The sequence below is a fragment of the Streptomyces sp. S465 genome (assembly GCF_026898115.1).
Taxonomy (GTDB): Bacteria; Actinomycetota; Actinomycetes; order Streptomycetales; family Streptomycetaceae; genus Streptomyces; species Streptomyces luomodiensis.
Genome location: NZ_CP114036.1, coordinates 9,531,877 through 9,538,879 on the forward strand (window position 1 = coordinate 9,531,877; position 7,003 = coordinate 9,538,879).

Here is a 7,003-nt window from a genome sequence, read left to right on the forward strand (position 1 = left end):
GCCGTCCTCGGCAACCGTTACGGTATGAAGGGGATAGTCCTCGCCGGCGGGAGCGGCACCCGGCTGCATCCGTTGACGCACGCGGTGTCGAAGCAGATCCTGCCCGTCTACAACAAGCCGCTGATCTACTATCCGCTGTCGGTGCTCATGCTCGGCGGCGTCAGGGACATCCTCGTCATATCGACTCCGCGCCATCTGGACCTCTTCCGTGTGCTCCTGGGCGACGGCAGCCGGCTGGGGATGTCGATCGAGTACGCTGAGCAGCGCGCGGCGAACGGCATCGCCGAAGCATTCGTCATCGGCGCGGAGTTCATCGGGGGCGAGTCCGTGGCGCTCGTGCTCGGGGACAACATCTTCCATGGGCCCGGTTTTTCGAGGATTCTGCACCAGGAGGCAAGCAGCATCGACGGCTGCGTGCTCTTCGGCTACCCGGTCAAGGACCCGGAGCGCTATGGCGTGGGAACCATGGACGAGCGGGGCCGGCTGATCCACCTGGAGGAGAAGCCGACGGATCCCACGTCGAATCTGGCGATCACCGGGCTCTACCTCTATGACAACGACGTCGTGGACATCGCCAAGAACCTCCGGCCGTCCGAGCGCGGCGAACTGGAGATCACCGACGTCAACCGGGTCTATCTGGAGCGCGGGAAAGCCAGACTGATCAGCCTGGGTCGCGGTTTCGCCTGGCTCGACACGGGAACGCACGATTCGCTGCTCCAGGCCGGACAATACGTCCAGCTCCTCGAACAGCGCCAGGGAGTGCGGATCGCCTGTCTCGAAGAGATCGCCTTCCGCATGGGGTTCATCGACGCCGCGGCCTGTTACGAGCTCGGCGAGCAACTGCGGCACACGGACTACGGAAAATACCTCCTGGACATCACGGCCAACAACCGCTGAGAGGAAGAACTCATGCGCGTAGTCGTGACTGGCGGCGCGGGCTTCATAGGCTCGCACTTCGTCCGCCAGGCACTGACAGGGGCGTACGAGGCCCTGGCGGACGCGGAGCTGGTGGTGGTCGACAAGCTCACCTACGCCGGCAACGAGGCCAATCTGGCGGACGTCGCCGCCAGTCCCCGGCTGCGCTTCGTGCGCGGTGACATCTGCGACGCCGCACTGATCAAAGGTCTGTTGCGCGGGGCCGACCAGGTGGTCCACTTCGCCGCGGAATCGCACGTCGACCGTTCCATAGCCGGCGCCGAGGAGTTCGTCAGGACCAATGTGCTGGGCACACACACTCTCCTTGAGGCGGCGACCGAAGCCGAGGTGGCGAAATTCGTGCACGTCTCCACGGACGAGGTGTACGGCTCCATCGACGTGGGCTCCTGGTCCGAGAACGCACCACTCGATCCCAACTCCCCCTATTCCGCGTCCAAGGCATCGTCCGATCTACTGGTACGGGCCTTTCACCGCACCCACGGGCTTCCCGTGTGCGTGACCCGGTGCGCCAACAACTACGGCCCCTACCAGCATCCGGAGAAAGCCATCCCGCGGTTCATCACCAACCTCATGGACGGCGACCCGGTGCCGCTGTACGGCGACGGTGCGAACGTGCGGGACTGGCTGCACGTCGACGACCATTGCCGGGGCGTCGCCCTGGCCGCGGAAAGGGGCCTGGCGGGGGAGGTGTACCACATCGGCGGCGGTACGGAACTGACCAATCGGCAGCTCACGGAGAAGCTGCTCGGATTGCTCGGTGCCGACTGGTCGATGGTGCGGAAGGTGCCGGACAGAAAGGGACACGACCGTCGCTATTCGCTGGACACCACCAAGATTCGCGGCGAACTCGGCTACCGGCCTGCCGTGTCCTTCGAAGAGGGCCTGGCGGCTACCGTGAAATGGTACGCGGAGCGACGCGATTGGTGGGAGCCGCTGAAGGCGAGCGAACAGTGCGCGGGTTCGTGAAAGGGAAAGCCCGAAGCCGAGGGAATCTCTCGTCCACGAGAGGACAGGAACAGCACAGAGAGGAACGACGAGAGCCATGGCGTTGCCCGCTACCGGTGAGAGCCGGTGGTTCCGCAGGTTCCATCCGAGCCCGGAGGCCGAGATCAGTCTGGTGTGTCTGCCGCACGCCGGGGGAACCGCGAGTTTCTACTTCCCGCTCTCCGAGCTGCTTCCTTCGACCGTGGAGGCCCTGGTCGTCCAGTACCCGGGGCGACAGGACCGGCTGCGGGAGCCCTGCATCGAGAGCGTCCCCCAGCTGGCGCGAGCCGTCTTCGACGTGCTGAAGCCGTTCGCCGCGAAGCGTCCCGTCGCGCTGTTCGGCCACAGCATGGGCGCCGCCGTCGGCTTCGAACTGGCCCGGCTGCTCGAACGAGAGCTGGGGAGAGCACCGCTGGCGCTCTTCGCCTCCGCCAGGTCCGCGCCTTCGCTCCGCCGCGGCCGAGACGTCCACCGTCTCGACGACGCCGGGCTCGTCGCCGAACTGCGGCGGCTCAGTGGCACCGACGCGCAGATCCTCGATGAACGCGAACTGCTGCAACTGGCTCTGCCGTCGATCCGCAGCGACTACAAGGCGTCCGAGACCTACACGGCCGAACCCGGCGCGACACTGCGGTGCGACGTCGTCGCGCTCACCGGCGAAGCCGACGACCACGTCCGGGTCGAGGAGGCGGCGAGCTGGCGGGAGCACACCATGGGCAGCTTCGACCTGCGGGTCTTCCCCGGCGGCCACTTCTATGTCGCCGACCACGCGCCAGCGGTGGCCGCGGCGGTCACGGACACCCTGTGCGCGGCGCGGACCCGCGGCGGACGAACCATCGGCTGAGGGAGAACCCGACGATGCGTGTACTTTTCGTGACGCTCTCCGACAGGTCGCATCTGCTGTCCATGGTGCCGCTCGCCTGGTCCCTGGCCGTCGCGGGCCACGACGTCCAGGTCGCCAGCAGCCCCGCGCTGGTGGACGCCATCAAGAGCATGGGCCTGACCGCGGTCCCCGTCGGCGAGGACCACAACTTCCACGAGATGCTGGCGCGGAACCGGGGCTCTCTGGAGAACCCGCTGTCCGACTGGTCCAACCCGACCCTCGAAGCGCACTCGTGGGAGCAGGTGCTGGCGAAGCTCAGGGTCAGTGTCATGTTCTCGCACCAGGTCTACAACGACCCCATGATCCCCGACCTGGTTGCCCACGCCCGCCGCTGGCGACCCGACCTGGTCATATGGGAACCGCTCAGCTACGCAGGACCGGTCGCGGCGCGCCTCGTCGGCGCCGCCCACGCCCGGCTGCTGTGGTGCTTCGACAACCACTCCGCGATGCGCGACGTCTTCCTGCAACGCCGGGCGGAACGCCCGCGGGAGCGCCGTGAGGACCCGATGGCCGATTGGCTCGGCAAGCACCTCAGCCGCTACGGCGGCTCGTTCGACGAAGAGGTGGTGGTCGGCCAGTGGACCATCGACCAGGTGCCCACCAGCCTCCAGTTTCCGCTGACGGTGGAGCGGATACCGGTCCGCTACCTCCCCTACAACGGTCCCTGCGAGATCCCGGACTGGCTGCACCAGCCACCCGAACGCCCGCGCGTCGTCCTGACTCCCGGCATCTCCACGCGTGCCGTGGTCGGCGACACCCTCCTCCCGATCCCCGACATGATCGACACGCTGGGCGACATGGACGTTGACGTGGTGGCCACGCTGCCGCCCGATGAAGCCGACAAGCTCGTCAAGGTCCCCAGCAACACCCGTATCGTCGCCTTCGTCCCCATGCACGCCCTGCTGCCCACCGCCTCGGCCGTCATCCACTACGGCGGCTTCGGCTCCTGGGGCACGGCGCTGGCCAACGCCGTACCCCAGTTCATCCCCACCATCCGCTACGCCGACTGGTGGAACAGAGCGACGAGCCTGTCAAGGGCCGGTGCGGGACTCGCCGTTCACGCCTCCGAGCTGACGGCCGACGTCCTGCGCGACAGCGTGCGACGGCTGGTCGAGGACCCCGCTTTCCGGAACGGGGCCGAGCGCCTGCGCCAGGAGAACCTGAACGCGCCCACCCCACACGATCTGGTGCCCATACTGGAAAACCTCACCGCGGAGCATCGCCGATGAAGGTCCGAGAGCTGGCAGTGCCCGGCGCCTACGAGTTCGTACCCGACGTGCACCGCGACCAGCGCGGCGCGTTCGTCGTCCACTACACCGAAACCGCTTTCTCGGAGGCCGTGGGGTATCCGCTGCGCCTGGGCCAGGTCCACCACAGCTTCTCCCGGCGCGGAGTCGTCCGCGGCGTGCACTATGAGGACGTACCGCCCGGCCAGGCCAAAGTGGTGACCTGCCCCGCCGGGGAGCTGCTCGACGTGGTGGTCGATCTGCGGGTGGGTTCCCCCACGTTCGGCCGCTGGGACAGCACCCGGCTGAACCCTGACTCCTGCCGCGCGGTGTATCTGGAGGAGGGGCTCGGGCACGCGTTCATCGCCCTGCGGGACAACACGGTGGCCGCCTATGTGACGTCGGTGGAGTACGATCCGGCCGCCGAGCACGAGATCGACGCCTTCGACCCGGCGCTCGGGCTGCCCTGGCCCGGAGGCATGGAGTACCTGGTCTCCCAACGTGACCGTCACGCGCCGACGCTGGCCGAGGCCCAGCGCGCCGGTGCGCTGCCGTCGTACGAGGCGTGCCGGGCACTGCACGCGGACACGCACGTGGCCGGAGGTGACAGGCCACGATGAACGATGTGATCGATGCGCGCGCGACCTCCGCCGTCGTCATCGGCGGCACCGGATTCCTGGGACGGCACATCTGCACGGCGCTGGCCGCCCAGGGATATGACGTCCTGGCCGTGGCGAGAAAACCCGTTGGGCCGATTCCCGGGGCCCGCTTCCTCGCGCTCGACGTGGCATCCGCGACGGTCGGGGACATCGCCGAGGCCGTGGGCTCCGCCGGTCTCGTCGTCAACGCGGCGGGCGACATCGGGGCGGACGATGAGGAACGGATGACGGCCGAGCACGTCCTGCTCGTCGACCGGCTGGTGTGCGCCGTCTCGACGCTCCGCCGACGGCCGAGGCTGCTGCAGCTCGGCACCGTGCACGAGTACGGCCCCGTCCGGGAGGGCACGGCCATCGCGGAGGACCACCCGACCGCCCCCGGCAGCCTCTACGCGCGCACCAAGCTAGCCGGCAGCCGAATCGTCCTGGACGCCACCGAGGCGGGGCGCGTGGACGGCTGCGTGCTCCGCCTCACCAACGGCTGCGGGCCCGGCGCCCCGCCGCACGGTTTCCTCGGCCGACTCGCCGCCCAGCTGCGCGCCACCAGTGAGGGCGCCCCGCTCAGCCTGACCGTCGTCGACGACCGGCGCGACTTCGTCGACGTACGTGACATCGCCGAGGCTGTGGTGCTGGCGGCAGGCACACGGGCCACCGGGCGCCTGATCAACATCGGTTCAGGGACCGCCACCAGCATCCGGGAACTCGCCGGGATTCTCGTCTCCGTGTCGGGCGTGCCCCCGCATCGGGTGCGCGAGGGGCAGGCCCCGGTACACAGGAAGGGCGGCGCGTGGACCCAGGCCGACATCCGGCTCGCGCGCAGGCTGCTGGGCTGGTCCCCGCAGGTGCCGCTGAAGCAGTCCCTCCACGACTTGTGGGCCGCTTCGTGACTTCTTCGGCCCGAGGCGGCGCGGCCGCTACGTGGACGGTGTGCTGTCGAGGAGGCGCAGGCCGACCGTCATGGGAAGCTCCGGGTGCGGCTTGAGCGAATCGAAGGAGTGCGAGTGGTGCCCTGCGGCCACCGGCTTGCGGGTCAGGAAGGCCAGCAGGTCTCGCGTGGCGCGCCTGGACGTGTCGGCGGCGTACAGGGTCGAGACGCTGTGCTTGCTCTCGTGGTCGACGATCAGGCACGTGTCGAGGAAGTCACGGTGCTGCGCCTTGGCGCGAACCAGGTCGGCGTTCGCGTCGTGCCATCGGGTGCCGTTCACCTCACGCATGTCGTGCAGGAACGTGACGGCGCTGTCGTCCGTCATGTTCTCGCTGCCCAGGTAGGTCGTCATGGTGTGGTCGACGCCGTCGCTGTGCACCCCTTCGAGCGCCGGCTCGCCGATCAGATCACCGTCGGTGATGGTCCTCACGTTGAGCAGTGTGCAGATCCACTGGTCGCTCTCGTAGTCCAGTCTCGGCCGGCGGGCGACCGTCACGCCGTCGAGGACCATGAACTTGAAGACGAAAAGCGCCTGTAGGGCGGTGTTGAGCTGCAGGTCGTTCTGGATCTCGTCGAAGATGCGCACCTGGCCGGAGTCGTGCCGTACGAAGTCGTCCTCCATGGACAGCATGAACGGCTGGAATTCGAGCCGCCGCACCCGCATGGACCGTGGGTCGTAACCGAACCGGCCGGTCCTGGTCTTTCGGAACGGGAGGGTCGGGTCGCTCTTCAGCCCGTCGCTGATGGTGGTGAGTTTCCCCAGGTCGTCGTCCGTGGCGCCCAGTCCCTTGAGGATCCTGGTGAGCTGAGCGCCGGGGACGAAAGCGAAACGGTCGCGGATATAGGTCGAGCGTATCTCGGTAATCTCGGAAGCCATGGCTTCGTAGTTCGGCATACCCCTTTGTGCCCTCCATGACGGTACAGCGGATTCCTTGGCCGAGGCCGACGGCCACTCGGATGTGATGCGCAAAGTCTGTCTGATGCGTCAGGTCCGGGAAGCGGCTCGGCGGAGTGCGGTTCCACCGGATGACGGGATCGGCCGACCGGTGTCACAACACTCGGCAGGCGCTGACGTCACGTTTATCATCCGGCGGCCCGTCGGACAATGGGCGGGAAAGCTGGCGCCGAGGCGGGCAATCCGCGACGGTATCCGGTGAACCGCGCGTTCGACCGGCCGTATGCGCACGTCACCGGTGTTTCGAGACGGTCGGGAACTCGCTCTCACCCGCTGTGCGGCACCGGTGGGGCGGCGCCGTAACGGCGGTGATCGCCGATGTCCCTGATGGGCGTGGCGTCGGACAGTCAAGGGCAGTTGATGCCGGCTACATCGAGAGCACGAACTCCACGCCGGGCTTCTTCTGCATTCGTTTCCGTTCGGCCGTACGTCCGGTGC

At 67.9% G+C, this 7,003-nt stretch carries 7 protein-coding genes; 6 read left to right on the forward strand and 1 reads right to left on the reverse strand.

Features of this window, described 5'->3' with window-relative positions:
* Positions 1–24 precede the first annotated feature (24 nt).
* From rfbA to N6H00_RS39710, 6 genes are all read left to right on the forward strand, one after another.
* On the forward strand, positions 25–897 hold the full coding sequence (rfbA, locus tag N6H00_RS39685; protein ID WP_268976763.1) for a glucose-1-phosphate thymidylyltransferase RfbA: 873 nt from the start codon (positions 25–27) through the stop codon (positions 895–897).
* Positions 898–909: 12 nt separating this feature from the next.
* Positions 910–1,902 carry a dTDP-glucose 4,6-dehydratase gene (gene rfbB / locus N6H00_RS39690; RefSeq protein ID WP_268976764.1) on the forward strand — a complete coding sequence of 331 codons (993 nt, stop codon included), beginning with the start codon at positions 910–912 and terminating at the stop codon, positions 1,900–1,902.
* A gap of 76 nt (positions 1,903–1,978) precedes the next feature.
* Entirely contained in the window at positions 1,979–2,764 is a 786-nt protein-coding gene (locus N6H00_RS39695) for a thioesterase II family protein (RefSeq protein ID WP_268976765.1), read from the forward strand.
* Between the two features lie 14 nt (positions 2,765–2,778).
* Entirely contained in the window at positions 2,779–4,032 is a 1,254-nt protein-coding gene (locus N6H00_RS39700; protein WP_268976766.1) for an activator-dependent family glycosyltransferase, read from the forward strand.
* Entirely contained in the window at positions 4,029–4,649 is a 621-nt protein-coding gene (locus tag N6H00_RS39705) for a dTDP-4-dehydrorhamnose 3,5-epimerase family protein (RefSeq protein WP_268976767.1), read from the forward strand. The genes N6H00_RS39700 and N6H00_RS39705 overlap by 4 nt, the downstream gene beginning before the upstream one ends.
* Positions 4,646–5,572 (forward strand): NAD-dependent epimerase/dehydratase family protein, encoded by a 927-nt coding sequence (locus N6H00_RS39710; protein WP_268976768.1) that lies wholly within the window; start codon positions 4,646–4,648, stop codon positions 5,570–5,572. The genes N6H00_RS39705 and N6H00_RS39710 overlap by 4 nt, the downstream gene beginning before the upstream one ends.
* A 27-nt stretch (positions 5,573–5,599) precedes the next feature.
* Here N6H00_RS39710 and N6H00_RS39715 read toward each other — a convergent pair whose 3' ends face one another.
* Entirely contained in the window at positions 5,600–6,487 is an 888-nt protein-coding gene (locus tag N6H00_RS39715; protein ID WP_268976769.1) for a 2OG-Fe dioxygenase family protein, read from the reverse strand.
* Positions 6,488–7,003 lie beyond the last annotated feature (516 nt).